Consider the following 24,230-nt stretch of genomic DNA (forward strand, 5'->3'; position numbering starts at 1 on the left):
CGGGCTCTGAGGCCGTCGAAGCAATGCGCCGCCGCGGAAAATCCGCGGCGGCGCCAGAAATCAGAGCGACTTCACGTAGTTCTGGTACTCGGCCTCGTTCATCAGGGCGTCGAGCTCGGCAGCGTCCTTGATCTTGATCTTCAGGAACCAGCCCTTGCCGGCCGGGTCCTCGTTGACGGTGCCCGGGGCGGCCTCAAGCTCGGCATTGACCTCGACGACCTCGCCCGAGACCGGGGCATAGACCTCCGAGGCGGCCTTGACGCTCTCGACCACCGCGGCCTCACCGCCCTTGGCCAGCGCCTTGCCGACGGCCGGCAGCTCGACGAAGACGACGTCGCCGAGCTGGGACTGGGCGTAGTCGGAGATGCCGACGGTGCCGACGTCACCCTCGATGCGGATATATTCGTGGTCCTTGCTGTAACGGGTCTCGGCCATGGTTTCCTCCTGGCGTCAGATGTCTGGAAAAAGGTTCAGCGCTTGTAGCCGTTCGGCACGAAGGGCATCGTCGCCACCACGGCCGGCAGCGGCTTGCCGCGCACGATCAGGTTGAGTTGCGTGCCCGGCGCCGAGTGAGCCTTGGCGACATAGCCCATGGCGCAGGGGCCGTTGAGCGTCGGGCCGAAGCCGCCGGAGGTCACGACACCGATCACCTCGCCCTCGGGCGTCGCGATCTCGGTGCCCTCACGTGCGGGGGCGCGGCCTTCCGGCTTCAAACCGACGCGGATGCGCGAGACGCCCTCGGCCAATTCACGCTGGACGCGCGCGGCGCCGGGGAAACCACCCTCCTCGCGGCGGCGCTTCTGGATCGACCAGTTGAGCGCGGCCTCGATCGGCGAGGTCGTGGTGTCGATGTCATGGCCGTAGAGGCACAGGCCCGCTTCCAGCCGCAGCGAATCGCGGGCGCCGAGGCCGATCGGCTTGACGTTGCCGTCGAGCAGCAGCGTGTCCCAGATCTCGCCGATCTTGTTGGCGGCAGCCGAGATCTCGTAGCCGTCCTCGCCAGTGTAGCCGGAGCGGCTGACATTGGCCTTGATGCCGGCGACTTTCATGGTGCGGGAGGTCATGAAGCCCATCTCGGCGGCTTCCGGCGCGATCTTCGCGAGCGCCGCTTCCGCGCCCGGCCCCTGCAACGCGATCAGGCCGCGATGCTCGGCCTTGACCAGCTTCACATTGGCCGGCAGGCGCGCCTCGATATGGGCGTAGTCGGCATCCTTGCAAGCGGCGTTGACGACGAGATAGAGCGCGCCGTCCTCGTCGGGATCGATCGAGCGCGTGATCATAAGGTCGTCGAGGATGCCGCCTTCCTCGTTGAGAAGCTGCGAGTAGCGCTGCTTGCCGGGGGCGAGATTGACGATGTCGGCCGGAATCAGCGCTTCCAGCGCCTTGGCCGTGGTCTCGTGATCGGGACCGATCAGAAAGCATTGGCCCATATGCGAGACGTCGAAAAGGCCGGCCTTTTCGCGGGTCCAGTTGTGTTCGGTCAGGATACCGGTCGGATACTGCACCGGCATGTCGTAGCCGGCGAAGGGCACCATGCGGGCGCCGAGCGCGACATGGCGGGCATGGAGCGGCGTCTTCAGCGGCGCGGCGGCGCCGGAGGCTTCGTGGGTGGCTTCTGCGGCTTCGGCAGCCATGGCGGCCCCTTCCAGAATCGAGCGCAAGCGCCGGACGGATGTCCGGAGCGCGCCCCCTCTGTCTCGGAACCTGAGAGATTTCCCCGCCGACCGCGAAGCCGGACGAGTTACACCCGTCGGTGGGCGGGATCGCTCCCGCCGCTTTCCAGAGCGCCAAGTCCCCAAGCGGTCCTTTTGCCTGAGCGTTTCCGGGGCGGTTGCGCCTTCGGCGCCGGCCCTGACGGATCAGGCCCGGTCTCTCCCGCGGGGATATGCGGCTGGGGCAGAGATACAGAAGGCGCCGGCCCAGTCAATCGGGGCGGCGCCTTCTTTCAAGGCAAAGCTGCATCGAGATGCGGATTCACCGATCAGGCTGGAGCAGCCCGACCGGCTCTGGCGATCTAGCGCCGGCGATGGCGCGCCGGAGCGGCCGCGCCGCCATGACCCAGACTGACGAAGATCTCGACGTCGCCCTGACCCGCCGGCACGGTGATACCGTCCTCGACATAGGCGAAATCGGCGCCGCTCTGTCCGCCGGGAATCGTCGCGCCAACGCGCGCCGAGCGGCGCGCGACCACGCCATTGCCGCGCGTCACAACCGTGGTCAGCGTGGCGCCGTAGCTGCCGGGGCTGCCAGCCGGGCCGAGCAGCACGCGCCCCTCGACACCGACCTTGAGGCGGAAGCCGCCGCCCTTGCCGAGCGAGGTGCATTCGCGCGCGACGTTGGCGATGGAGATCTGGTAGCGCAGGCCACCCGAATCCTGCCCGGCCTGCGCGCGGATCGCCGCGCCGCCATCGGCGACGGTGACTTCCGGACACACCTCCGTCACCTCATCCTCGTCCTTCGGCAACTGGTCCGGCGCCGGCGGGGTCGTCGACTGGAACATCAGCACATTGAGCGCCTTGCCGGTGGGCGAAGACGAGGACGGGGTTCCGCAGCCGGCAAGGCCCAGGCAGAGCAACGGCAGGGCGAGCCAACGGCTCACGGTCACAGTCTGATCGATCACGGCAGCGCCTCCACGCCCGGGCCGAAGCCGTTGAGCGAGACGGGCACGCCCACCCCCTCTTCCGGCGTCTGGAATACGATGAATGTCGCGCTCTTGCCGCCCTTGAGCTGGTTTAGCAGCGTGTCGTCCATGACGACCTCGGCGACGCAACCGGTGGTCAGGCAGCGCACGAAGCCCGCGCGGCCGATATCCTTGTCGTCGATCTTGAGACCAAGGCCGGACGGCAGCAGCACGCCGAGCGGGGCGACGACCCGCAGCAGCCGGCTCTTCTGGTCCGCCGTCTTCAGCACGATGACGAGCAGCGTGAGATTCGGGCGGTCCTCGGCGGCGACATTCTGAACGAGCGCGCATTGCTCGGTCTTGGCGCCCGGAGGCACCTCGCAACGCATCTGCCAGTCGCCATGTGTCGAGCGCACGGTCCCCTGTGCAAAAGCGGAGCCGGCGGCGAAACCCACCGCCACGAGCGTCAGCGCCAAGACGCCAAGCGCCCCCAGGATCCTCTTCATCCCTGCCGTCCTCCAAACCGGATCATACGTCACGAACCGCAGCAGATACGCAGAATTCGGGCAAAAGCCCGGCTGCCTCGCGGAATCCCGCCGCCATCAACATGAAATGCGTTCCGACCATGCAGGCCCGGCCCTGTCAAGGCGGGCTGCGCCTTCGTGCCGCACTTCAAGCACAGCTTCGCGTGATTATGCCGCACGGCATGCAGGGGCTCTCGGCATTGCCCCTCTGGCGCAAGCGTGATCTTTGATTTATCGCAATCCCGAAGAGCAGGGTGACCTCGCGGTCGCCCCTTCGTGCGTGGACCCGAGCTTCGGCTCCCACGCAGGTCGATTGAGGAGCTATGTCGGACCAATGCGATTTCTGAGCAGGACCCTTGCAACCGCCGCCATCGCGGCTCTTGCTGCCATCGCGCTGGCGACCGCCCCGGCCCTCGCCGGCACCGGGATGCCGACTCCCTGGCAGATCAATCTGCAGGGCGCCGCGACGCCGGTCGCGGATTTCATCCACTGGTTCCATGACTGGCTGAACATCATCATCTTCGCGGTCACGCTCTTCGTGCTCGCGCTGCTGATCTATGTGATCTTCCGCTTCAACGAGAAGGCGAACCCGGTCCCGTCCAAGACCACGCACAACGCTCTGCTCGAGGTGTGCTGGACCGTGATCCCGGTCCTGATCCTGGTGGTGATCGCGATCCCGTCCTTCCGCCTGCTCAAGCTGCAGCTTGAGGTGCCGCAGGCCGACATGACCATCAAGGTCACCGGCAAGCAGTGGTACTGGTCCTACGAGTATGTGCAGGACAAGGGCAATTTCGGCTTCGATTCGCTGATGCTCGACGAGAAGGCCCGCGCCGAGGCGATCTCCTCCAACAAGATCGCCGCCGCCGAGGCTCCTCGCCTTCTCGCCGTCGACAACGAAGCGGTCGTTCCGGTCGGCAAGATCGTCCGCATCCAGGTGACCGGTGCCGACGTCATCCACAAGTTCACGGTGCCGTCCTTCGGCATCAAGATCGACGCGATCCCCGGCCGCCTGAACGAAACCTGGTTCCAGGCCGAGCGCGAGGGCATCTATTACGGTCAGTGCTCCTTCATCTGCGGCCAGAACCACGCCTTCATGCCGATCGCCTTCCGCGTCGTCAGCCAGGAGCGCTACGCCGCCTGGCTGAACGAGGCGAAGCAGAAATTCGCTAATGCCGAAGACGCTGGCAGCAAGTTCGCTGCCGCGTCCAAGTAAGTCGCCGAGGAGACGAGATCATGGCAACCGCGGCACCGCACGCTGATAGCCACGGACACGACGAGGCCCATGCCCATCCGACCGGATGGCGGCGCTGGCTTCTGTCCACCAACCACAAGGACATCGGGACGCTCTATCTGATCTTCTCGATCATTGCGGGCCTCGTCGGCGGCTTCCTGTCGATCATGATGCGCATCGAGCTCATGTATCCGGGAATGCAGATCTTCTCGAACGGCCAGACCTACAACGTCTTCGTCACCGGCCACGGCCTGATCATGATCTTCTTCATGGTCATGCCCGCCGTCATCGGCGGCTTCGGCAACTGGTTCGTGCCGCTGATGATCGGCGCGCCGGACATGGCCTTCCCGAGGATGAACAACATCTCGTTCTGGCTGACCGTCGCCGCCTTCGTGCTGATGATCATCTCGATGTTCGTCCCCGGCGCGCCGGGCGTGAACGGCGTCGGCACGGGCTGGACGGTCTACCCGCCCTTCTCCTCCATGGGCCATCCCGGCCCCTCGGTCGATTTCGGCATCCTGTCGCTGCACCTTGCGGGCGCGGCCTCGATCCTGGGCGCGATCAACTTCATCACCACGATCCTGAACATGCGCGCGCCCGGCATGACCATGCACAAGATGCCGCTCTTCGCCTGGGGCGTGCTGGTGACGGCCTTCCTGCTGCTGCTCGCGCTGCCGGTGCTCGCCGGTGCGATCACCATGCTGCTGACCGACCGCAACTTCGGCACGACCTTCTATGACCCGGCTGGCGGTGGCGACCCGGTCCTCTACCAGCACCTGTTCTGGTTCTTCGGCCACCCCGAAGTCTACATCATGATCCTGCCGGCCTTCGGCATCATCAGCCACATCATCTCGACCTTCTCGAAGAAGCCGATCTTCGGCTATCTCGGCATGGCCTACGCCATGGTCGCGATCGGCGTGGTCGGCTTCATCGTGTGGGCGCACCACATGTACACGGCCGGCCTCTCGCTCAACACGCAGCGCTACTTCGTGTTCGCGACGATGGTCATCGCGGTGCCGACGGGCATCAAGATCTTCTCCTGGATCGCGACGATGTGGGGTGGCTCGATCCGCTTCACCGCGCCGATGGTCTGGGCGATCGGCTTCATCTTCCTGTTCACGGTCGGCGGCGTCACCGGCGTCGTGCTGGCGAACGCCGGCGTCGACCGCTCGCTGCATGCGACCTATTACGTCGTGGCGCATTTCCACTACGTGCTGTCGCTCGGCGCCGTCTTCGGCATCTTCGCGGGCTTCTACTACTGGTTCCCGAAGATGAGCGGCTATGTGATCCCGGACTGGATCGGCAAGCTCCACTTCTGGGTCGCCTTCATCGGCGCGAACCTGCTGTTCTTCCCGCAGCATTTCCTGGGCCTCGCCGGCATGCCGCGTCACTATGTCGACTATCCGGACGCCTTCGCGGGCTGGCATTTCTGGTCGTCGATCGGCTCCTATATCTTCGCCTTCGGCCTGCTGATCTGGCTCTACGGCATCGTCGTCGCCTTCAGCCGCAAGCAGCTCGCCGGTGACAATCCGTGGGGCGAAGGCGCGACGACCCTGGAGTGGACGCTGTCCTCGCCGCCGCCCTTCCACCAGTTCGAGACGCTGCCGCGCATCACCGGCTCGGACCACTGAGACAACAGGCGGCGGGCCTCCCCGGCCCGCCGCCGCCCCTCCCCCGAGCGCCCGGGAAAGGCGTTCCGGAGACGGGCGGCTCCGACGATCCGCTTGAAACACCCTGCGCCGCAGACGGCGCCGTTCCTAAGAGTACGAAGACGATCGACTGATGTCCGCTGCGTTCGAAACCCGCTCCGAGGTCGCCATGACCGCCTCCACAGGCGAGGCACGCGACTTCTTTGCGCTGCTGAAGCCGCGGGTGATGTCGCTCGTCGTCGTGACGGCGCTGACCGGCATGGCAACCGCGCCGGGCAGCGTGCATCCGGTACTGGCGGCGGCGGCGCTGCTGGCGATCGCGGTCGGGGCCGGCGCCTCGGGCTGCCTCAACATGTGGTACGACGCCGATATCGACGCGCTGATGAGCCGCACGGCCAAGCGCCCGATCCCGGCCGGCCGGATCCTGCCGTCGGAGGCGCTCGCGTTCGGGCTGACGCTGTCGATCGGCTCGGTGCTGGTGCTGGGACTGATAGCCAATGCGCTGGCTGCGGCGATGCTCGCCTTCACGATCTTCTTCTACGCCGTCGTCTACTCGATGTGGCTGAAGCGCTGGACGCCGCAGAACATCGTCATCGGTGGCGCCGCCGGCGCCTTTCCGCCGATGATCGGCGAGGCGGTGGTGACCGGCCAGTTCGGCTGGCACTCGCTGGTGCTGTTCGCGATCATCTTCCTGTGGACGCCGCCGCATTTCTGGGCGCTGGCGCTGGTCAAGTCCGGCGACTATGCGCGCGCCGGCATCCCGATGATGCCGAATGTCGCCGGCCCCGCCGCGACGCGCCGGCAGATCGTGCTCTATTCTCTGGTCATGGCGCCCGTTGCCGTGCTGCCTGCGCTGATGGGCTTCGGCGGGCTGATCTATCTCATCGTCTCCGTCACGACCGGCCTCGCCATGATCGCGCTTGCGATCCGCGTCTGGCGGCGGACCGAAGGCCCTCCGGCGATCAAGGCGGCGTATTCGCTGTTCGGTTTCTCGATCCTCTACCTGTTCCTGCTCTTCGCGGTGCTGCTCGTCGAGAACGGCTTCGGCCTGATGTGGGCACTGCCGAGGGTGATCGGATGAGCGGCCCCGACAACAAGCCGCAGGCGCCCGCGCCATTCTCGCCCGAGGACATGGCCCGCCGCCGTCGCCGCTCCATCGCGCTGGCGCTCGTGCTGGGCGGGCTGGTGATCTTCTTCTTCGTGGTCACGCTGGTGAAGACCGGCCCGGCCATCCTGAACCGGCCGCTGTGATGACGAAGCCGCCCGCCAGCCCCCCCGCCGCGAAGTCGGCCCGCATCGCGTTGATCTGCACCGGCGTCGTCTTCGGCATGCTCGGCCTCTCCTTCGCCGCGGTGCCGCTCTACAACCTGTTCTGCAAGGCGACGGGCTTCGGCGGCACGCCGCAGGTCGGCACCGCCGCCACCGGCAAGGTGCTGGACCGCCACATCTCCGTGCGCTTCGATGCCAATGTCGCGCCCGGGCTCGGCTGGAAGTTCGAGGCGGAAAGCCCCGAGATCAGCGCCCAGGTCGGCGTGACCCAGACCGTGTTCTACAAGATGACGAATCGGTCCGATCGCACCGTGACCGGCATCGCGACCTACAACGTCACGCCCGAACAGAGCGCGGCCTATTTCGTCAAGATCCAGTGCTTCTGCTTCACGGAGCACACGCTGAAGCCGGGCGAGAGCTTCGAGGCGCCGGTGGTCTTCTACATCGACCCGGAAATCGCGCAGAATCGCGAGCTTGATGGCATCAAGGCCATCACGTTGTCCTATACCTACTTCGCCTCCAAGGCGGGGCAGCCGGTCGCCGAGGACCAGGCCAGCACCGCCAAGGGTGACGCGAAGAACCCGAAACTGTAAAAGCGCCTTCATACGAAGCGCTGACAAGAAGACGCACGCGGAGACCGAATACGATGGCCGGGGCCCATACGAAGCACCACGATTACCACCTCGTCGATCCGAGCCCGTGGCCGCTCGTCGGTGCGACCAGCGCGACCATCATGGCAATCGGCGCCGTGATGTGGATGAAGACGCTGCCGATCGGCGGCATGCATCTGGGCCCGCTGGTCTTCGGCGTCGGCCTGCTCGGCGTGCTCTACACCATGCTGTCCTGGTGGATGGACGTGATCCGCGAGGCGGAGCGCGAGGGTCATCACACCCGCGTCGTGCAGATCCACCACCGCTACGGCATGATCATGTTCATCGCCTCCGAGGTGATGTTCTTCGTCGCCTGGTTCTGGGCCTATTTCGACGCCAGCCTGTTCTCCTACGAGAAGATCAACTTCCTCCGCTACGAGTTCACCGGCGGCGTCTGGCCGCCGAAGGGCATCGAGACCTTCGATCCCTGGCACCTCCCGCTGCTCAACACGCTGATCCTGCTGACCTCGGGCACGACCGTGACCTGGGCCCACTACGCCCTGATCAACAACGACCGGGCGGGCCTGAAGCAGGGCCTGTGGCTGACCGTGATCCTCGGCATCCTGTTCACGCTGTGCCAGGCCTACGAGTATTCGCACGCCGCCTTCGCCTTCAGCGGCAACATCTACGGCGCGACCTTCTTCATGGCGACCGGCTTCCACGGCGCGCATGTGATCATCGGGACGATCTTCCTGGCGGTCTGCCTGTATCGCGCCTATCTCGGCCACTTCACGCCGAAGCAGCATCTCGGCTTCGAATTCGCCGCCTGGTACTGGCATTTCGTCGACGTGGTCTGGCTGTTCCTGTTCGCCTCGATCTATGTCTGGGGCGCAGGCGCTCACACCGCCGCCGGTCACTGACCGGCCGCCGCGCGCCCCACGGTCGCGCTGACGAAAGGCGGCCGCGAGGCCGCCTTTTCCGTTCAGGAGGTCCGATGTCCGAAAACCACCCCTCCCTTCCGTCTCCCTACAAGACGGGCCTCGCCGGACGCTGCCCCCGCTGCGGCGAGGGCGCCCTGTTCGACGGCTTCCTGAAGCTCAAGCCGCGCTGCAGCGCCTGCGGCCTCGACTACAAGTTCGCCGATTCCGCCGACGGGCCGGCCGTGTTCATCATGCTGATCGCGGGCTTCCTCGTGCTGGGCGCGGCGCTCTATGTCGAGATCGCCTATGAGCCACCGATCTGGCTGCATCTCGCCATCTGGCTGCCGCTCGCCATCATCGTTTGCCTGGCGCTGCTGCGGCCGATGAAGGGGCTCGCGGTCGCCCTGCAATACGCCAACAAGGCCGAGGAAGGCAGACGCGAAAAGTGACCATGCCGCCAGCCAAGGCAAAGAGACCCGGCCTGCTCGTGCCGGCGCTGCTAACCGTCCTGGGCGCGATCGTGCTCTGCGGGCTCGGTGTCTGGCAGCTCGAGCGGATGCAGGAGAAGCACGCCTATATCGAACGGCTCGAAACGCAGGCGGCCGGGGCGCCGACCCCGATGCCGCCGAGCGCCGACTGGACGAAGCTCGATGCCGCCGCGCTCGACCTGACCCATGTCGTCGCCAGAGGCAGCTATATCGACGACCATGTCGCCGGCGTGCGCACGACCATCGCCTCGGGACCGCCCGGCACGCGCCAGCTCTCCGGCTTCGGCCGCTGGATCTTCCAGGGCTTCAGGCTGGAGGATGGCGGTGTCATCCTGGTCAATCGCGGCTTCGTGCCGGAAAGCAAGCTCGGCCAGATCAGCCCGGCTTCGGGGCCGGGGACGGTCGCCGGCTTCCTGCGCGCGCCGGAAACGCGCAACGCCTTCACGCCGGAGGATCTGCCGGCGATCCGCGAGTTCTACACGCGCGACCCCGCCGCGATCGCCGCCTCGCTCAAGCTGCCGCCCGCGCCCTTCTATCTGGAAGCCCAGCGTGAGGGCGACGGGCTGACGCCGCCGGCGGGCGTCGATGTGCGCGAACTGATCGCGCGCATCCCCGACAACCACCTGCAATATGCCCTGACCTGGTTCGGGCTGGCGCTGACGCTGATCGGCGTGTTCGTGGCCTATGTCCGGCAGTCGCGTAAAGGCATGGAGACGGCCTGAGCTGCCGACGCTCGCAAGCCCGCCCTCAGGGGACCTGAGTCGGCGGCATTTCCAGGGGCTGGTCAAACGGTTTTGCCGAAAGCGCCGGACCGGCCTATAGCATCAGGCTCAGACCATCGAGGCCAACATCGTGCTGCATGTCTCCACCCGGGGCGAAGCCCCGGCGCTCAGCTTTTCCGACGCGCTGCTGACCGGGCTCGCCCGCGATGGCGGCCTCTACCTGCCGCAGAGCTGGCCCACGTTGGACAAGGCCGAGATCGCGGGCTTTGCCGGCCAGCCCTATGCAACAGTGGCCGAGCGCATCCTCGGTGCACTGAGCGACGGCGATGTCGAGCCGCAGGCACTCGGCCGGATGATCCACGAGGCCTATGCAACGTTCCGGCACCCTGCCGTCTGCCCGCTGACCCAGATCGGCGACAACCTGTTCGTGCTGGAGCTGTTCCACGGCCCGACGCTCGCCTTCAAGGACGTGGCGATGCAGCTGCTCGGCCGGCTGATGGACCATGTGCTGGGCCAGCGCGGCCAGCGCGCCACCATCGTCGGCGCGACCTCCGGCGACACGGGCGGCGCGGCGATCGACGCCTTCAAGGGACTGAAGAGCGTCGACGTCTTCATCCTCTACCCGCAGGGCCGCGTCTCCGACGTGCAGCGCCGGCAGATGACCACAGTCGACGCGGACAACGTCCACGCCATCGCTGTCGAAGGCACTTTCGACGATTGCCAGAACCTAGTGAAGGCGATGTTCAATCATCACGCCTTCCGCGACGAGATCGGACTTTCCGGCGTCAACTCGATCAACTGGGCGCGCATCGCGGCACAGGTGGTCTACTATTTCACCGCGGCCGTCTCGCTCGGCGGCCCTGGGCGCAAGGTCTCCTTCGCGGTGCCGACCGGCAATTTCGGCGACATCCTCGCCGGTTGGGTTGCCAAACGGATGGGGCTGCCGATCGAGCGGCTGACCATCGCGACCAACAGCAACGACATCCTGACCCGCACGCTGTCGAGCGGCGTCTACGAGATGCGTGGCGTCGCCGCGACCACCTCGCCTTCGATGGACATCCAGATCTCCTCCAATTTCGAGCGACTGCTATTCGAGGCGCATGAACGCGACGGTGCCGCCGTGCGCCGGCTGATGCAGTCGCTGCAGCAGTCCGGCCGCTTCGAGCTCGCGCCCGAACCGCTCGCCCGCATCCGTTCGGAATTCGATGCCACGGCGCTCAGCGAGGCCGAGGTCGCGGCCGAAATCCGCGAGACCTGGAACGAAAGCGGCTACCTCGCCGATCCGCACACCGCCATCGGCATCGGCGCCGCCCGGCAGAAGCTCGCGCGCGATCCCGCGACGCCGATGGTCGTGCTCGGCACGGCCCATCCGGCGAAATTCCCGGCGGCCGTGAAGGCCGCTTGCGACGTCGAACCCGCCCTCCCCGCTCATCTCGCCGACCTGATGGAGCGCAAGGAACGAGTCACCGAACTGCCCAACGACCTCGCCGCCGTCGAAAAGTTCGTGCGGGAGCATGCCCGCGCCGTGCGAGGAGCGGCGGCGTGAGCGTCGCCGGGCCCGCCGACACGGCCGAGATCGCGGCGCCGGACGAGAAGCGCGGCGCGCATGATCCCGACGTCGACCTGACCACGCTGCCGTCGGGCCTGCGCATCGTCTCGCAGCACATGGACCATGCGGCGACGGTCTCGCTCGGCATCTGGATCGGGGCCGGCTCGCGCGACGAGCTGCCGCATGAGCACGGCCTCGCCCATCTGCTCGAGCACATGGCCTTCAAGGGCACGGCCAGGCGCAACGCGCTGCAGATCGCCGAGGAGATCGAAAGCGTCGGCGGCGATCTCAATGCCGCGACCAGCGTCGAATACACCTGCTACACCGCCCGCGTGCTCGGCGCCGATCTCAGCCTCGCGGTCGATATCCTCGCCGACATCATCACCTCGCCGGCCCTGACCGACGAGGAGCTGAAGCGCGAGAAAGGCGTGATCCTGCAGGAGATCTCGGCGGTGCAGGATACGCCGGACGATCTCGTCTATGACCGCTTCCTGCAGGCCGCTTTCCCGGACCAGCCGATCGGCCGGCCGATCCTCGGCACGGCGAAGACGGTGAAGGGTTTCACGCCGGAAGCGATCCGCGCCTATCTCGCCCGCAACTACCACGCCGGCAACATGGTTCTGGCAGCGTCGGGGGCTGTCGATCACAAGGAGCTCGTCGCGCTTGCCCGCCAGCATCTGGCTGGCCTGCCGGCCCAGCCGGCTGCGCCACTCGTCCGGGAGCCCGGCGAATACCGCGGCGGCGAGGCCCGGATCGGCAGCAGGGAGGAGCAGGTGCACCTCGTGCTCGGCCTGCCCGGCCTGCCTTTCGCGCAGGGCGCGCATTACCCGCTGCAGATCTTCGCCTCCGTTCTCGGCGGCGGGCTGTCGTCGCGGCTGTTCCAGGAGGTGCGCGAACAGCGTGGCCTCGCCTATGCCATCGATGCGTTCCACTGGCCCTTCTCCGATTGCGGCGTCTTCGGCATCGGTGCCGGCACCGCCCCGGAGGACGCGAACGAGCTGATCGAGGTCGCGCTCGGCTGCCTGCGTCAGGCGGCGGAGGATGTCAGCGAGGTCGAGGTCGCCCGCGCCCGCGCCCAGATGAAGGTCGGCCTCCTGGCCTCGCTCGAAAGCCCGGGCGGCAAGCTCGAGCAGATGGCGCGGCAGGTGCTGCTCTTCGGCCGGGCGATCCCGCGCGAGGAACTGGCGGCAAGGCTCGACGCGGTGACGCTCGCGGACGTGCGCGCCGCCGGCCGCTCGCTGCTCGGCCATCAGCCGACGATCGCGGCGATCGGACCGATCCAGGGACTGCCGCCGGCGAAGCGGCTCCGTCAGGCGGCGCGAGCGGCGGACTGACCGGCGATGGCGCTCTTCCGCTTCCCCAGCGAGCCGCAGAGCCGCCCGTTGATCCGGACGCCGAATCTCTATCTGCGCGCGCCCTCGCTCGACGACTATTCGGCCTGGGCGGTACTGCGCATGGAAAGCCGCGCCTTCCTGACCCCCTGGGAACCGACCTGGAGCGAGGACGACCTGACCCGCAACGCCTTCCGGCTGCGGACCAAGCGCGCCGCGCGCGAGATCTCCACCGACGAGGCCTATTCGCTCTTCGTCTTCGACAGCCACAGCGAGGCCCTGCTCGGCGGCCTGACGCTGGGGCTGATCCGGCGCGGCGTCGCCCAGGCCTGCACCCTCGGCTACTGGATGGGCCAGCGCCATGCCGGCAAGGGCCATATGACCGAGGCCGTGCGCGGGGCGCTGCGCTTCGCTTTCTCGGAACTCGCGCTCCATCGCGTCGAGGCCGCATGCCTGCCGAACAACGAGCCGTCGCGCCGCCTGCTGGAACGCGTCGGCTTCAAGCATGAGGGGCTGGCGCGGGCCTATCTCAAGATCAACGGGGTCTGGGCCGACCATCTGCTCTATGCCGCTCTCTCCACCGACCGCCTACCGGGGGAAACCCCATGACCGCCACGGTGGACGGCAGGCGCGCTTTGCCTTGCCCTTGCCACGAGCGGCCGATAGGACTTTTGCTTAAACGTCGAACGATCTTATCCCGCCTGATAGCCGAGCTCAGCTTGTCCATTTCCGAGCGAATTCTCCGGATCGGCCTTGCCGTCGCCGGCCTGATCCTGTGGTTCTGCTGTGCCGCCGTCGGACCGGCGAACGCCGTGGAGGCCGTCCGCGTCCCGATCGACGCCCCCGTCATCGACCTGACCAACATCGTCGAGCGCAACAAATCCGACGGCGACGTCATCCAGATCTCGACCGCGCCAGGGCCGGACGGCATCGTCCGGCGCATCGCGGTGAAGGCGCGCGAGGCCGGGGCAAGGCCCGACTGGATCGTCTTCGCACTCACCAATGATTCGGACGAGCAGATCGACCGCCTGCTGGTCGCCCCCTTCCACCGGCTGATCGGTTCGGGCGTGATCTGGCCCGATCTCGGCGACAAGCGCATCGAAGCCGTGACCGCGAGCCAGGGTCTCTCGCCCGACCGCGAGGCCAGCCCCGATGCCGACGTCTTCCTGATCACGCTCGATCCCGGCACGACCGTCACCTTCGTGGCCGAGCTGAAATCGCCCAACCTGCCCCAGCTCTATCTCTACGAGCCGGAGGCCTACCGCCAGAAGACCAACGGGCTGACGCTCTACAAGGGCATCATCATCGGCATCGCCGGCCTTTTGGCGCTGTTCCTGACCATCATCTTCGTGGTCAAGGGCGCGGTGATCTTCCCGGCTGCGGCGGCGCTGGCCTGGGCGGTTCTGGCCTATGCCGGGCTCGATTTCGGCTTCTTCCAGCGGCTCTTCCCGCTAACGCCGCAGATCGAGCGCATATACCGGGCCGGCGCGGAGGTCGTGCTGGCCGCGACGCTGCTCGTGTTTCTCTTCGCCTATCTCAATCTTTCGCGCTGGCATGTGCGCTATGGCCATGTCACCGCGATCTGGATTCTGGGCCTTGCCGGACTTGTCGGCCTTGCCGTCTTCGACGCGCCGATGGCGTCGGGCATCGCGCGCATCTCGATTGCGGCAGTCGCGGCGGTCGGCTTCGTGCTGGTCGTGCATCTGGCCACGCATGGCTATGAGCGGGCGGTGATGCTGATCCCGACCTGGTTCCTGCTCGCGGTCTGGGTCACGGCGGCCGGCTTCACCGTGACCGGGCAGTTTCAGCGCGACCTGGTTGCGCCGGCCTTGCTGGGCGGCCTCGTGCTGATCGTGCTGCTGATCGGCTTCACCGTGATCCAGCATGCTTTCGCGGGCGGCGCGATCTCGCAGGGGCTGGTGTCCGACACCGAGCGGCGGGCGCTCGCTCTTTCCGGCTCCGGCGACCTCGTCTTCGACTGGGACGTCAGCGCCGACAAGATCTTCGTCTCGCCGCAGATCGAGGCCCTGCTCGGCCTGCCCAAGGGCGCGCTCGAAGGCTCGGCTGCGCGCTGGCTCGAACACATGCACGTCGCCGACCGCGACCGCTATCGCGTCACGCTCGACGCGATGCTGGAGCAGCGGCGCGGCAAGCTCAATCTCGATGTGCGCCTGCGCGCCGCCAACGGCGCCTATCACTGGCTCAACATCAAGGCCCGGCCGGTCATCGGCTCGGACGGCGAGGTCATCCGCGTCATCGGCACGCTCGCCGATGTCACCGACCAGCGCACGGCGCAGGAGCGGATGCTGCACGACGCCGTGCACGACAACCTGACCGGCCTGCCCAACCGCAAGCTGTTCCAGGACCGTCTCGGCGCGATCTTCGGCTTCACCCGCGCCGACGATACGATCCGCCCGACGGTGCTCGTGATCGATGTCGACCGTTTCAAGCAGGTCAACGAATCGGTCGGCTTCTCTGCCGGCGATTCGATCCTGCTGACGCTGGCGCGCCGGCTTGGCCGGCTGCTGCGCGCACAGGACACGCTGGCGCGCATCGGCGGCGACACCTTCGCGATGATCCTCGTCTCGGAGCGCGATCCGGAGCGTATCCTGGCGCTGGCCGAACTGGTGCGCCGGGCCGTCTCGACGCCGATCACCTTCGCCGAGCGCGAGATCGTGCTGACGCCCTCGATCGGGCTCGCATTGTTCGACCCCGCCCCAGCCTCTCGCAAGGAGGATGCGCTCAAGAACGCCGAGCTCGCCATGGCCCATGCCAAGCGCCAGGGCGGCAACCGGATCGAGGTGTTCGTGCCGGCGATGCGGACCGACCGCAACGACCGGCTCGCGCTGGAAAGCGATCTGCGCAAGGCGATCGAGCGCAACGAGATCCAGGTGATGTACCAGCCGATCGTCAGGCTGGAGGACAGGACCATCGCCGGTTTCGAGGCGCTGGTGCGCTGGGACCATCCGCGCGAAGGCCGGCTGATGCCGCAGGACTTCCTCGCCATCGCCGAGGAGACCGGGCTGATCGTCGATCTCGGCATCTATGTGATGGACAAGACGGCGCGCGAGCTCGAGGCCTGGCAGGCAGCACTCGAAGTCGATCCGCCGATCTTCGCCAGCGTCAACGTCTCGAGCCGCCAGCTCCTGCGCCACGACCTGCTGCACGACGTGAAGACCGTGCTCGGACGCCGGCGCGTCCTGCCCGGCACGCTCAAGCTCGAGATCACCGAGAGCCTGGTGATGGAAAACCCGGAATATGCCGCGCAGATGCTGCAACGCATCCGCGATCTCGGTGCCGGCCTCTCGCTCGACGATTTTGGCACGGGCTATTCCTCGTTGTCCTATCTGCAGCGCTTCCCCTTCGACACGATCAAGATCGACCAGAGCTTCGTGCGCCAGATGGGCAATGGCCGCCCGCCGGTGATCCTGCGTTCGATCGTGCAGCTCGCGGCCGACCTCAATATGGACGTGGTCGCGGAAGGGGCGGAGAGCGAGTCCGACGCGATCGAGCTCTACCAGCTCGGCTGCCAGTACGCGCAGGGCTACATCTTCGGCCAGCCGATGACGGCGGCGGAAGCACGGCGCCTGATGGGCGCGACGGCAGCGGCGACCGAGGCGGCGTAGCCTTTTCCGCTCGGGAAGAAGGCTTCAGGCGTGGCCCGCGTCGCGCGACAGAAACGCCGGGTCGATGCCGATCTTGTTCAGCGCCCGCTGGTACTTGGTGTCGACGCTCTCGTCGAAGAGCAGCGCCGGGTCGGCCTCGCAGTGCAGCCAGCCATTTGACTGGATCTCGGCTTCGAGCTGACCCGCCGCCCAGCCGGCATAGCCCAGCGCCAGAACCGCGTTCTCAGGCCCGGTGCCGACCGCGATGGCGCGCAGGATGTCCAGCGTCGCGGTCAGGCAGATGCCGTCGTCGATCGGCAGGGTCGCCGATTCCAGGAAAAAGTCGGCAGTGTGCAAGACGAAACCGCGCTTGGTCTCGACCGGGCCGCCGCGCAGCACCTGCATCTTCTCGGCCCGGCTCGGCAGGCGAATGATCTCCTCGGATGGAATCACGTCGAGCTGGACGAGGAGGTCCGGGAACTTCGTATCCGCCGCCGGCTTGTTGACGATGATGCCCATCGCCCCGTCCTCGGAATGGGCGCAGACATAGACGACGCTGCGGCTGAAGCGTGTATCCGCCATGCCGGGCATCGCGATCAGGCACTGCCCGTCGAGATAGCTGCGGCTGCTCTGCTTCGATTGTGAGCCGATCTTCATGCCGGCATGCTAGATCACTTTGCCGCGGACGGGAAACCGGGACCGGCACAAAAAGCCGGCACCGCGATTGTGCCCCATTCATGGGCAAGATTTCGCAGGGGCAGGATTTTGAGGGCACGATTTTCCGGCCGACGGTTCTCGCGGCGCGGCACCGTCGCATTTGCGTGAGGGACAGAGGTTTTGTTCGCTTTTCGGCGTGGCAATCGATAAGGCAGGGCGGTGAAACGAATTTTGTCCCTGCTGGCCATCGGCTACCTCGCGTTCGGAGCCGCGGCCCACGCCCAGGAAACGGCGAACGAAGCCGCGACCTCGCCGTGGTCGATCACCGAACACGCGAAGCTGCGGCTCATCGCGGGACCGACCACGCCGACCGGCAAGCAGCGCGTCGGCGTCGAGATCGTGATGTCGCCGGGCTACAAGACCTATTGGCGCAGCCCCGGCCAGTTCGGCGTCCCGCCCGCCTTCGACTGGACCGGCTCGACCAATATCGGCGGGCTCGACGTGCGCTGGCCAGTGCCGGAGCGCTTCCAGGATTCGGCCGGCTATTCGATCGGCTATGTCGGCGAGGTCGTGATTCCGGTCTCGGTGCAGCCGGTCGACCCGTCGCGGCCGGTCATGGTGATGCTCAAGCTCGATTATGCGGTCTGCGAAAAGATCTGCATCCCCGCCAAGGGCGAAGCGAGCCTGTGGCTGGAGCCGGGCGTGACGACCGTGACCTCACAGCGACTGGAAAGCTACGAAGCCCGCGTCCCCGTCCCGGTGAAACCCGGGCCGCACAATGCGAAGCTCGCGATCCTCGAAGCCAAGCTCGACGACACCGTCGTCGATCCCGGCCTGAAGCTCACGCTGCAGGTCCCACCGGAGGGCAAGGTCGAGGACATTTTCGTCGAGGGGCCGGGCATGTGGTCGTTCGGCAAAACGCATCTGACGCCACAGCCCGACGGGCTCGTCACGGCCCAGATCCGGATCAACGAGCGGCCCAAGGGCACCGCCGGGCCGATCCCGCTGATCTTCACCGTGCGCGGCGCACCGAAGCCGGTCGAGACCCGGCTCGAACTCGACATCCCCGTCGCCAAGCCGTAAGTCCTGCGGCGAGAGACGGATCCGTCTCTCGGATATTGATCGAGACCGCGTGATCCGATCAGATTGCATCGCAATCTCATTGGCGCGTGTTCTGTGCGGCACGCGCGCCGCAGGCTTCATGGAGAACAGGCTCATGACCATCAAGGTTGGCGACAAGCTTCCGCAGGCGACGTTCCGGGTCATGACCGCCGAAGGCCCGGCCGCCAAGACGACCGACGAATTGTTCAAGGGCAAGAAGGTCGTGCTCTTCGCCGTGCCCGGCGCCTTCACCCCGACCTGCCACCGCAACCATCTGCCCGGCTATGTCAACAAGGCGGCCGAGATCAAGGCCAAGGGCGTCGACGCCCTCATGGTGACCTCGACCAACGACGTGTTCGTGATGGATGCCTGGTCGAAGGCCACCGGCGGCGCCGGCGTGATCGAGTTTCTCGCCGACGGCAATGCCGATTTCGCCAAGGAGATCGGCCTGTCGATGGACGGCTCCGGCTTCGGCCTCGGCACCCGCTCGCAGCGCTACTCGATGCTCGTCGAGGACGGCGTGGTGAAGGAGCTGAATGTCGAGGAAGCCGCCGGCAAGGCCGAGGCTTCCGGCGCCGAGGCGATGCTCGGCCAGCTCTGAGCCGAGCCGCAGCACATTGCCAAACCCGCGCGGGATCCGCGCGGGTTTTTCGTTTTTCGTGCCCGTTTCGCGTGATCCTTTCCATTGCGGCTTGTCATGAGACAAGGCCGCCATCGGCCGCTAGCTTCCCCCTCGGAGGAAGAAGCCGATGTCCGAAATCACTATCCGCCCGCTCACCGCTGCCGACCGCGCCGCCTGGACGCCGCTCTGGCACGGTTACCTCACCTTCTACAAGGCAACGCTGCCGCCCGAGCTGGACGAGACCACCTTCGGCCGGCTGACGGGTGGCCATGAGCCGATGGGCGGCTTCATCGCCGAGCGCGACGGACAGGCGATCGGCATGACCCACTGGGTGATCCACCGCTCGACCTGGAACGAGCGCAACATCTGCTATCTGCAGGACCTGTTCACGGTTCCCGAGGCGCGCGGCGCCGGCGTCGGACGCAAGCTGATCGAAGCGGTGAACCGGATGGCGCGGGAGAAGAACTGCTTCCGCGTCTACTGGCAGACGCATGAGACCAACCTGCAGGGACAGGCGCTCTACGACAAGGTCGCCGACAAATCCGGCTTCATCGTCTACCGGCAGCCGCTCGGCTGAGCCGCGTCGCATAGCGCGGCAGAGCCGGCCCGGCCTGCATCGGCGCAGGGTTGCGCTTGCATCGGCGCAATCCTGAGCCTTCATTGGGCACCTATATGGGGGACACAGCTTTCCGATGGTCCGCTGCCAGCCGGGCCGCGGGAAGCATCCTTCCGGAACGCGGCGCCGCCGCGATCAGCCATAGGCGTGCCATGAAGAAGATCGGCTTCCTCTCGTTCGGGCACTGGACGCCCTCCCCGCAATCCGGCACGCGCTCGGGCGGCGACGCGCTGCTGCAATCGATCGACCTCGCCGTCGCGGCCGAAGAGCTCGGCGCCGACGGCGCCTATGTCCGCGTGCATCACTTCGCGCGGCAGCTCGCCTCGCCCTTTCCGCTGCTCGCCGCCATCGGCGCCCGGACGAAGCGCATCGAGATCGGCACGGCCGTGATCGACATGCGCTACGAGAACCCGCTCTACATGGCGGAGGATGCCGGCGCGGCCGACCTCATCTCCGGCGGGCGGCTGCAGCTCGGCATCAGCCGGGGCTCGCCCGAGCAGGTGATCGATGGCTGGCGCTATTTCGGCTACGAACCGGCCGAGGGCCAGAGCGACGCCGACATGGCGCGGCGCCATGCCGAGGTCTTCCTCGACGTGCTCAAGGGCCAGGGCTTTGCCGAGCCCAACCCGCGCCCGATGTTTCCCAATCCGCCGGGGCTGCTCCGGCCCGAGCCGTATTCCGAGGGCCTGCGCGAGCGGATCTGGTGGGGTGCCTCCTCCGACGCCACCGCCGTCTGGGCAGCGCAGAAGGGCATGAACCTGCAGAGCTCGACACTGAAGAACGACGAGACCGGAGAGCCCTTCCACATCCAGCAGGCAAAGCAGATCCGGGCTTATCGCGAGGCCTGGAAGGAGGCGGGGCACGCGCGCGAGCCGCGCGTCTCGGTGAGCCGCAGCATCTTCGCGCTGGTCGACGACCGCGACCGGGCCTATTTCGGCCGCGGCAACCAGAGCGACGATTCCATCGGCTTCATCGATGAGACCACCCGTGCCATCTTCGGCCGCAGCTATGCGGCCGAGCCGGACAAGCTGGTCGAGGAACTGGCGCGGGACGAGGCGATCGCCGAAGCCGATACGCTGCTGCTGACGGTGCCGAACCAGCTCGGCGTCGACTACAACGCGCATGTGATCGAGGCGATCCTGAAGCATGTCGCGCCAGCGCTCGGCTGGCGCTGAAGCAGATCCGCGTCCATAGCGAGCCCGAGCGGGAAACCGCACGGGCTCGCCGTCCGCTACGGCTTTTCGCAGGGTTGCGCCTCACGCGCTGCTGCATCGCGAAGCATTTTCGGGCGCGGCGACATGATCCGCCCGATCCGCCAGCCCACCACCGTCATGACGATCATTCCGGTGCTGACAAGAACGAACAGCGTATCATGCGCAAGCATAGCCTCAGCCCCGACATATTTTTAGCCTGGGTGAAGCAACGTCCGAAAAGCACTTAGGTTCGTTCCACAATTTTAAGGCGAAAAGCTTCGCATAAACACCTATTTCGCCCGCGACAACAGCGGCCAAACCACGCCACGCTCGGTGCCTATTCCAAGCAGTACCAATTTCACCCACGTTTCCGCATTCGTTCATCAGAGAGGGACAGCGGAGCGCCGCGAGGAGCGGTGGGTATCGTGCCGCTTCCATTGAGCCAGAATGCGGCGCGGATGGATTGAACCACCATCCGTACGCCCCGTGGGCTCCTCTTATCGGTGTTCTTGAAAACTGCAGGCCGCGCTTATCCGCAAGGATTGCATCCGGTTCCGCCCACGCGGCTGCGGTTTCGGCCTCGTGCATCACTCAGAAAGGGGCATATCCCTTGCCGGCCCGATCTCAGCCTCGCCGCCCTTGCCAACTGCCGCGACAAGCGTCGATACTCCGAGCCGACTAAGCATGACGACAAGTCAACTCCCGATCGAAGGAGAACCAAGATGCAGTCGCTCTGCCAGAAGCCATCCCCATTCTCCCGCCTTCGAAGCTGGCCGCTGGGATTTCTCAGCAAGATCTTCGCCGCCCTGCTCTTGTCTCCGCTTGCAACGTCGCAGGTCTCGGCGGGTGCAGCGGTGGCATCCGGGATGCAGATCATCGCACCGAGCTTCATCGAGACGGTTCAACAACGTGCCGTCATGGGCCGCGGCATAGCAGTCGGTCCGCGCGGCGGGGCCGTCGCGCGACGGGGCACCGCCGCGCGCGGACCGCGAGGTGGTATCGTGGCGGGTGGGGGCTATGTCGCTCGCGGCCCCAGAGGCAACGTCGTCGCCGGCCGGGGCGCCGCGGTGGTCCGGCCGGGCTATCGACCCGGCTACCGGCCCGTTCCCGTCCGGCCCTGGGCGCGCCCGCCATCGTATTGGTGGCACCCGGGGATGGCCGTGGTTTCCGGCGCGGCCATCGGTTTCGTCACGGCCGCCGCTGCGACGGCCTACGCCAATTCCCGCGCCCCGGCACCGGGTTATTGCTGGTATTACACCAACCCGCAACGAACCCAGGGCTTCTGGGATATCTGCCCCTAGACTGCGACCTGCCCCACGGCACAAAGCTGGCCGTCGCCGGCTCTTCCCATAGGAGTACGCAGCACCTGGGCTGATCGAACGATCTCAAGGAAAGCATCGAAAGGAGCGGATCCGCTGCATGCGCAGCCTCGAACGAAGCGCATTTTGACACAGTTTTTTCCTAATGGAGGAGATTTCCATGTCGAAGTTCATTGGCCCGTTTTTCGCTGTCGCTCTCGCCTTGGGAGCAACCGGCTGCGCTACCGCCCCAATCACGACAAGTGAAACCGTGGTCGTTGCCGGCGTCGGCCCAGTTGAGATCGAGCGGCTCAGCGTTCGGGTTATATCGATAGATCGCCCCAACCGTTCGGTGATCGTCGAGCAGAACGGCTACAGATGGCTCGTCGACGTTCCGCCGGTCTTCGGCAATCTCGAGAATCTTCGGGAGGGCGATACCGTTCAGATCAGCCGGGTCGAGGGCGTGATCGTCGGCGTTCGTCGTCCGCGGCGAGGTTCCAAGCCGGGCATCACCTATACGGAGGCAGCGAGCGCCCCGGCCTTCCAGAACCTGCCGGACAAGTACGTCGTGCGGTCGCTGACACTGACGGCCAAGTTCGAGCGGTTCGATGCCGAGAACGGCATGGTCCACTATGTCGGACCGTTCGGGCCGCGCTCCCTGACCGTGACCGACCCGGTCGTGAAGGCGGAACTGCGCAAGTTCAGGCGCGGCGAGATGGTCGATCTAAGCCTCGCCGAGGCTTTCTACATCGTCCTCCAGTAGCTCCGGCTTGCGGCGACCGCCTGCCCGCATCGCGGGCGGGCGGCAACTCCGATCCACCCTACCGCCCCGGCTTGAACAGCGCCATGCCCGCCCGCGCCAGCGCGTCGGCGCGCTCGTTCATCTCGTCGCCAGCGTGGCCCTTGACCCATTTCCACTCGATCTTGTGGCGGCCCAGCGCCGCCTCGAGGCGCTGCCAGAGCTCGGCGTTCTTCACCGGCTTCCTGTCGGCCGTCTTCCAGCCGTTCTTCTTCCAGCCATGGATCCAGCCGGTGATGCCCTGGCGCAGATACTGGCTGTCGGTGTGCAACGCGACCGTGACCGGCCGCTTCAGCGCTTCCAGTGCCGATATCGCCGCCATCAACTCCATGCGGTTATTGGTGGTCTGGGCCTCGCCGCCGGAGAGCTCCTTCTCCACGCCATTATAGGAGAGGATCGCGCCCCAGCCGCCGGGACCAGGGTTTCCGGAGCACGCGCCGTCCGTCCAGACCTCGACAGTGCCGCTCACCGCTTCAGCCCGTATTCGCGGGCGTCCGCAACGCGCTGGTGGAAGACGAGCTTGCGGTCGTATTCGAGCGGGTCATGCGGCTTGACCAGCGCACCAGGCGGCACGTTCAGCCAGTCGACGAGGCGGGTCAGCAGGAAGCGCAGCGCCGAGCCGCGGCAGAGCTGCGGCAGCGCCTCGACCTCGGCGGCTTCCAGAGGACGGACGCTCTCATAGCCCGCCAGCAGGGCCTGGCCCTTAGTCAGGTTGAAAGAACTGTCGGCCTCGAAGCACCAGGAGTTCAGGCAGATGGCGAGGTCGTAGGCGAAAGCGTCGGTGCAGGCGAAGTAGAAGTCGATCAGCCCCGAGAGCCGGTCCCCGAGGAAGAAGACGTTGTTGGGGAAGAGATCGGCGTGGATGACACCGCGCGGCAGCCCTTGTGGCCAGCTCGCCTCGTGAACCCCGATCTCGGCGGCGACGCGATGCGCGAGGCCGGGCGAGACCTTGTCGGCATCGGCCCCGGCCTGTTCGGCGAGCGGGCGCCAGCCCGGCACGGAAAGCGCATTGACGCGCTCCATGGCGAAATCGGCACCGGCGGCATGGAGCTGCGCCAGCCCTCTGCCGAGCTCCTGGCAATGCGCGGCCGTCGGCCGACGCACCGAGAGGCCGTCGAGGAAGGTGACGATGGCGGCGGGCCGCCCGGCGAGGCGGCCGAGCATCTCGCCGCGGCTGTCCTCGACCGGCTGCGGGCAGATCAGGCCACGGGAGGCGAGATGCTGCATCAGCCCGAGGAAGAAGGGCAGATCGTCCGGGTTAACCCGCTTCTCGTACAGGGTGAGGATGTAGGAGCCCTGCGTGGTGCGCAGCAGGTAGTTCGAGTTCTCGACGCCCTCGGCAATGCCCTTGGCGGAGAGGAGATCGCCGATGCCGTAGCGCGCCACATAAGCGGCCATCTCGTCATCGGGCACTTCGGTATAGACGGCCAAGATCGGTCGCTTTCT

25 protein-coding genes and 2 riboswitches are annotated in these 24,230 nt (G+C 66.6%); of the genes, 18 read left to right on the forward strand and 7 right to left on the reverse strand.

Features of this window, described 5'->3' with window-relative positions; genetic code table 11:
• Positions 1-60: 60 nt before the first annotated feature.
• The 4 genes from gcvH to CE453_RS22010 form a co-directional block, all read right to left on the reverse strand.
• The gene (gene gcvH / locus CE453_RS21995) at positions 61-435 is read right to left on the reverse strand and encodes a glycine cleavage system protein GcvH (protein ID WP_089176505.1); all 375 of its coding nucleotides are present in this window, start codon (positions 433-435) and stop codon (positions 61-63) included.
• A 35-nt stretch (positions 436-470) separates the two neighbouring features.
• Complete coding sequence (gene gcvT, locus CE453_RS22000) at positions 471-1,634, reverse strand: glycine cleavage system aminomethyltransferase GcvT (RefSeq protein ID WP_089176506.1); 1,164 nt, start codon at positions 1,632-1,634, stop codon at positions 471-473.
• A 48-nt stretch (positions 1,635-1,682) separates the two neighbouring features.
• Positions 1,683-1,790: riboswitch (glycine riboswitch) on the reverse strand.
• Positions 1,791-1,888: riboswitch (glycine riboswitch) on the reverse strand.
• Between the two features lie 126 nt (positions 1,889-2,014).
• The gene (locus tag CE453_RS22005; RefSeq protein WP_089176507.1) at positions 2,015-2,620 is read right to left on the reverse strand and encodes a hypothetical protein; all 606 of its coding nucleotides are present in this window, start codon (positions 2,618-2,620) and stop codon (positions 2,015-2,017) included.
• Positions 2,617-3,126, reverse strand: a complete 510-nt coding sequence (locus tag CE453_RS22010) for an invasion associated locus B family protein (RefSeq protein WP_089176508.1) — start codon at positions 3,124-3,126, stop codon at positions 2,617-2,619. Before CE453_RS22010 ends, CE453_RS22005 begins: the two co-directional genes overlap by 4 nt.
• Positions 3,127-3,478: 352 nt before the next feature.
• Between CE453_RS22010 and coxB the strand changes: the two genes are divergently transcribed.
• From coxB to CE453_RS22065, 12 genes are all read left to right on the forward strand, one after another.
• Positions 3,479-4,357, forward strand: a complete 879-nt coding sequence (coxB, locus tag CE453_RS22015; RefSeq protein WP_089176509.1) for a cytochrome c oxidase subunit II — start codon at positions 3,479-3,481, stop codon at positions 4,355-4,357.
• Positions 4,358-4,377: 20 nt separating this feature from the next.
• Positions 4,378-6,006, forward strand: coding sequence for a cytochrome c oxidase subunit I (gene ctaD / locus CE453_RS22020; protein ID WP_089176510.1), 1,629 nt, complete (start codon positions 4,378-4,380; stop codon positions 6,004-6,006).
• Positions 6,007-6,157: 151 nt separating this feature from the next.
• Positions 6,158-7,105 (forward strand): heme o synthase, encoded by a 948-nt coding sequence (locus tag CE453_RS22025; RefSeq protein WP_089176511.1) that lies wholly within the window; start codon positions 6,158-6,160, stop codon positions 7,103-7,105.
• A complete protein-coding gene (locus tag CE453_RS28745; RefSeq protein ID WP_157733143.1) occupies positions 7,102-7,275 on the forward strand; it encodes a hypothetical protein in 174 nt (57 codons plus the stop codon). The genes CE453_RS22025 and CE453_RS28745 overlap by 4 nt, the downstream gene beginning before the upstream one ends.
• On the forward strand, positions 7,275-7,886 hold the full coding sequence (locus CE453_RS22030; protein WP_089176512.1) for a cytochrome c oxidase assembly protein: 612 nt from the start codon (positions 7,275-7,277) through the stop codon (positions 7,884-7,886). Before CE453_RS28745 ends, CE453_RS22030 begins: the two co-directional genes overlap by 1 nt.
• 53 nt (positions 7,887-7,939) lie before the next feature.
• On the forward strand, positions 7,940-8,803 hold the full coding sequence (locus CE453_RS22035; RefSeq protein ID WP_089176513.1) for a cytochrome c oxidase subunit 3: 864 nt from the start codon (positions 7,940-7,942) through the stop codon (positions 8,801-8,803).
• A gap of 74 nt (positions 8,804-8,877) precedes the next feature.
• Positions 8,878-9,252, forward strand: a complete 375-nt coding sequence (locus CE453_RS22040; protein ID WP_089176514.1) for a DUF983 domain-containing protein — start codon at positions 8,878-8,880, stop codon at positions 9,250-9,252.
• 2 nt (positions 9,253-9,254) lie between these two features.
• A complete protein-coding gene (locus CE453_RS22045) occupies positions 9,255-10,013 on the forward strand; it encodes an SURF1 family protein (RefSeq protein ID WP_089176515.1) in 759 nt (252 codons plus the stop codon).
• A 130-nt stretch (positions 10,014-10,143) separates the two neighbouring features.
• On the forward strand, positions 10,144-11,559 hold the full coding sequence (gene thrC / locus CE453_RS22050) for a threonine synthase (RefSeq protein ID WP_089176516.1): 1,416 nt from the start codon (positions 10,144-10,146) through the stop codon (positions 11,557-11,559).
• Between the two features lie 29 nt (positions 11,560-11,588).
• The gene (locus CE453_RS22055) at positions 11,589-12,896 is read left to right on the forward strand and encodes a M16 family metallopeptidase (protein ID WP_248308147.1); all 1,308 of its coding nucleotides are present in this window, start codon (positions 11,589-11,591) and stop codon (positions 12,894-12,896) included.
• Between the two features lie 6 nt (positions 12,897-12,902).
• Positions 12,903-13,502, forward strand: a complete 600-nt coding sequence (locus CE453_RS22060; RefSeq protein ID WP_089176517.1) for a GNAT family N-acetyltransferase — start codon at positions 12,903-12,905, stop codon at positions 13,500-13,502.
• Positions 13,503-13,597: 95 nt separating this feature from the next.
• Positions 13,598-16,519, forward strand: a complete 2,922-nt coding sequence (locus CE453_RS22065; RefSeq protein WP_248308148.1) for an EAL domain-containing protein — start codon at positions 13,598-13,600, stop codon at positions 16,517-16,519.
• A 24-nt stretch (positions 16,520-16,543) separates the two neighbouring features.
• On the opposite strand, the gene CE453_RS22070 is transcribed toward CE453_RS22065, so the two are convergent.
• Positions 16,544-17,155 (reverse strand): YqgE/AlgH family protein, encoded by a 612-nt coding sequence (locus CE453_RS22070; protein ID WP_089176519.1) that lies wholly within the window; start codon positions 17,153-17,155, stop codon positions 16,544-16,546.
• A 219-nt stretch (positions 17,156-17,374) separates the two neighbouring features.
• Between CE453_RS22070 and CE453_RS22075 the strand changes: the two genes are divergently transcribed.
• The 6 genes from CE453_RS22075 (at position 17,375) to CE453_RS22100 (ending at position 22,748) form a co-directional block, all read left to right on the forward strand.
• Positions 17,375-18,238: a protein-disulfide reductase DsbD domain-containing protein gene (locus CE453_RS22075; RefSeq protein WP_157733144.1), complete on the forward strand. Its 864-nt coding sequence runs from the start codon at positions 17,375-17,377 to the stop codon at positions 18,236-18,238.
• 133 nt (positions 18,239-18,371) lie between these two features.
• Positions 18,372-18,857 carry a peroxiredoxin gene (locus tag CE453_RS22080; protein ID WP_089176521.1) on the forward strand — a complete coding sequence of 162 codons (486 nt, stop codon included), beginning with the start codon at positions 18,372-18,374 and terminating at the stop codon, positions 18,855-18,857.
• Between the two features lie 148 nt (positions 18,858-19,005).
• Positions 19,006-19,455 carry a GNAT family N-acetyltransferase gene (locus tag CE453_RS22085; protein ID WP_089176522.1) on the forward strand — a complete coding sequence of 150 codons (450 nt, stop codon included), beginning with the start codon at positions 19,006-19,008 and terminating at the stop codon, positions 19,453-19,455.
• Between the two features lie 191 nt (positions 19,456-19,646).
• On the forward strand, positions 19,647-20,669 hold the full coding sequence (locus tag CE453_RS22090) for an LLM class flavin-dependent oxidoreductase (protein WP_089176523.1): 1,023 nt from the start codon (positions 19,647-19,649) through the stop codon (positions 20,667-20,669).
• A gap of 740 nt (positions 20,670-21,409) precedes the next feature.
• Positions 21,410-21,988 carry a hypothetical protein gene (locus CE453_RS22095; protein WP_089176524.1) on the forward strand — a complete coding sequence of 193 codons (579 nt, stop codon included), beginning with the start codon at positions 21,410-21,412 and terminating at the stop codon, positions 21,986-21,988.
• 178 nt (positions 21,989-22,166) lie between these two features.
• Positions 22,167-22,748 (forward strand): hypothetical protein, encoded by a 582-nt coding sequence (locus CE453_RS22100; protein ID WP_157733145.1) that lies wholly within the window; start codon positions 22,167-22,169, stop codon positions 22,746-22,748.
• A 58-nt stretch (positions 22,749-22,806) separates the two neighbouring features.
• On the opposite strand, the gene rnhA is transcribed toward CE453_RS22100, so the two are convergent.
• On the reverse strand, positions 22,807-23,253 hold the full coding sequence (rnhA, locus tag CE453_RS22105; protein WP_089176526.1) for a ribonuclease HI: 447 nt from the start codon (positions 23,251-23,253) through the stop codon (positions 22,807-22,809).
• Positions 23,250-24,215, reverse strand: a complete 966-nt coding sequence (locus CE453_RS22110; protein ID WP_089176527.1) for a homoserine kinase — start codon at positions 24,213-24,215, stop codon at positions 23,250-23,252. The genes rnhA and CE453_RS22110 overlap by 4 nt, the downstream gene beginning before the upstream one ends.
• Between the last annotated feature and the right edge of the window lie 15 nt (positions 24,216-24,230).

The sequence above is a fragment of the Bosea sp. AS-1 genome (assembly GCF_002220095.1).
GTDB lineage: Bacteria > Pseudomonadota > Alphaproteobacteria > Rhizobiales > Beijerinckiaceae > Allobosea.

Bases quoted from the DNA above. Each gene is read 5' to 3' on its own strand.
- CE453_RS22085 (WP_089176522.1), top strand. From the start codon at position 19,006: ATGTCCGAAATCACTATCCGCCCGCTCACCGCTGCCGACCGCGCCGCC.
- CE453_RS22035 (WP_089176513.1), top strand. From the start codon at position 7,940: ATGGCCGGGGCCCATACGAAGCACCACGATTACCACCTCGTCGATCCG.
- coxB (WP_089176509.1), top strand. From the start codon at position 3,479: ATGCGATTTCTGAGCAGGACCCTTGCAACCGCCGCCATCGCGGCTCTT.
- CE453_RS22045 (WP_089176515.1), top strand. From the start codon at position 9,255: ATGCCGCCAGCCAAGGCAAAGAGACCCGGCCTGCTCGTGCCGGCGCTG.
- gcvT (WP_089176506.1), bottom strand. From the start codon at position 1,634: ATGGCTGCCGAAGCCGCAGAAGCCACCCACGAAGCCTCCGGCGCCGCC.
- CE453_RS22090 (WP_089176523.1), top strand. From the start codon at position 19,647: ATGAAGAAGATCGGCTTCCTCTCGTTCGGGCACTGGACGCCCTCCCCG.
- CE453_RS22095 (WP_089176524.1), top strand. From the start codon at position 21,410: ATGCAGTCGCTCTGCCAGAAGCCATCCCCATTCTCCCGCCTTCGAAGC.
- CE453_RS22025 (WP_089176511.1), top strand. From the start codon at position 6,158: ATGTCCGCTGCGTTCGAAACCCGCTCCGAGGTCGCCATGACCGCCTCC.
- CE453_RS22080 (WP_089176521.1), top strand. From the start codon at position 18,372: ATGACCATCAAGGTTGGCGACAAGCTTCCGCAGGCGACGTTCCGGGTC.
- CE453_RS22070 (WP_089176519.1), bottom strand. From the start codon at position 17,155: ATGAAGATCGGCTCACAATCGAAGCAGAGCAGCCGCAGCTATCTCGAC.
- CE453_RS22100 (WP_157733145.1), top strand. From the start codon at position 22,167: ATGTCGAAGTTCATTGGCCCGTTTTTCGCTGTCGCTCTCGCCTTGGGA.
- CE453_RS22060 (WP_089176517.1), top strand. From the start codon at position 12,903: ATGGCGCTCTTCCGCTTCCCCAGCGAGCCGCAGAGCCGCCCGTTGATC.
- CE453_RS28745 (WP_157733143.1), top strand. From the start codon at position 7,102: ATGAGCGGCCCCGACAACAAGCCGCAGGCGCCCGCGCCATTCTCGCCC.
- CE453_RS22040 (WP_089176514.1), top strand. From the start codon at position 8,878: ATGTCCGAAAACCACCCCTCCCTTCCGTCTCCCTACAAGACGGGCCTC.
- ctaD (WP_089176510.1), top strand. From the start codon at position 4,378: ATGGCAACCGCGGCACCGCACGCTGATAGCCACGGACACGACGAGGCC.
- CE453_RS22030 (WP_089176512.1), top strand. From the start codon at position 7,275: ATGACGAAGCCGCCCGCCAGCCCCCCCGCCGCGAAGTCGGCCCGCATC.
- gcvH (WP_089176505.1), bottom strand. From the start codon at position 435: ATGGCCGAGACCCGTTACAGCAAGGACCACGAATATATCCGCATCGAG.
- CE453_RS22010 (WP_089176508.1), bottom strand. From the start codon at position 3,126: ATGAAGAGGATCCTGGGGGCGCTTGGCGTCTTGGCGCTGACGCTCGTG.